The sequence below is a fragment of the Gordonia sp. NPDC062954 genome (assembly GCF_044543825.1).
Classification (GTDB): domain Bacteria; phylum Actinomycetota; class Actinomycetes; order Mycobacteriales; family Mycobacteriaceae; genus Gordonia; species Gordonia tangerina.
Genome location: NZ_JBITWL010000073.1, coordinates 1 through 1565, shown reverse-complemented (window position 1 = coordinate 1565; position 1565 = coordinate 1). Strand labels below are relative to the sequence as shown.

General features: G+C 61.0%; 1 protein-coding gene. It reads left to right on the top strand.

The features are described 5' to 3' along the window. The first annotated feature begins 598 nt into the window (after positions 1-598). Complete coding sequence (locus ACIGKQ_RS25330; RefSeq protein WP_396575182.1) at positions 599-1540, top strand: hypothetical protein; 942 nt, start codon at positions 599-601, stop codon at positions 1538-1540. Positions 1541-1565 lie beyond the last annotated feature (25 nt).

The following is a 1565-nucleotide window of genomic DNA, read 5'->3' as shown; positions in this document are numbered from 1 at the left end:
CGGATGGAACCCTAAGCAAGTCCCATTCTGTCACTCAGACAGGGCATTTCGCCTATCCCGCACCGACCGAGCGCATACGAATCGGTGGATCGAGGTTAAGCCGGTCTCCGCATCCACGTGCTCGCATCGATAGAAACGCGCGCAGTACTTGCGGCGGGCGGCTGAAGTAGGGAGCTTCGACAGCTGCAGCGCCTGGAGGGCGTAACGATCCTCGCGGTTGAAGTCGAGTTTTCCTCGCAGTTTCGCTTCGGCTGCTGCAACAGCCTGAATGACGCGCTGCAACTGGTGATCCGGCTCTGACGTGCCCGTTCCGCTTTCCCTCACCGGGTTCCCCTATCGTCGCTGCGAGTCCTGCAACAGTGTTTCTACTCCAGACAAACCTGGCGCGCTGTCATCCGCGCCAACATCGTCGCCGACGACGGAAAGTGCGCATGCCTCATCCTCACCACCACACCCATCTACGGCACCGCCTAAACGGCGGTGAGCCAGGCCGCCGGCCTGACCCCGCGCTCGACACACCGCCAGTTCTGCTCCCGCAACCAAGTAGAGTTGTCGCTCACCGCCCACTCCTCATGACCGCCGGTAGGTAGGCAACGCAATGGGACTCCCCAAACCGACTCCTGACGAAAAGACGCCCGCCGAACCGAAACTCAACACCGAACCGAAACCCAACAAACATCAGATCCAATGGGCCCTCTTCGGACTCCTGATCATCGGCCTCTACTTCGTACCCCCAGGCCTCTACTGGGCACTCGCCGACGACGAAAACTGGGGCGAATTCTTCAAAGCCGCCGCCATCCCCTACGGTGCCACTACCGCAGGACTCCTAGCTCTCACCGCCGGCGCCTTAGCCTTCCACAACGGCGGCAAAGACCGCGAAGCACGACAACACGTCGACGACCGACGCGACAACGCCGAAACCATCCGAGAACTCCGCGCCCGATACACCACAGCGGTCGAACAACTCGCGAACACCACAACCACCATCAGCCAAGCCGGCGCTTACGCAATCGCAGCCCTCGCCGACGACTGGCTACGTCTCGACCTCCCCAACAACCTCCGCATCAACACCCACGCCGAAGCCCAAACCTGCATCAACATCCTCTGCACCTACCTACGCACCGACCACCCCAACTACAACCCCGACCCGACGCCGAACTCCGATCGCCGCCAACCCGACCAACCCGTCCGCGACACCATCCTCAGCACCATCACCGCACACCTGCGCCCCAACCCGCCCGGAGAATCCTGGCAACACCTCAACTACGACTTCACCGAAGCCTCGTTCCACAACGCCAACTTCGGCAGCTGCACATTCCTCGGCGAAACGACAACGTTCACTTTGGCGAAGTTCCACGGCGCAAGGACGTCCTTTGACGGCACTCAATTTCACGGGGAAAACCTCCTATTTCCGAGAGCCGAGTTTTACGGCGGACAGGCAGACTTCACACGAGCCCAGTTCAACAGCTCTGTCAACGGCCAGTTTGATGTCCCCGCTGGTGGCCAGGTAAAAGTCCCCACCCTGTGCGGGATGTTCTAGGTCGGTGGCACCTCCGTTCGGTGTG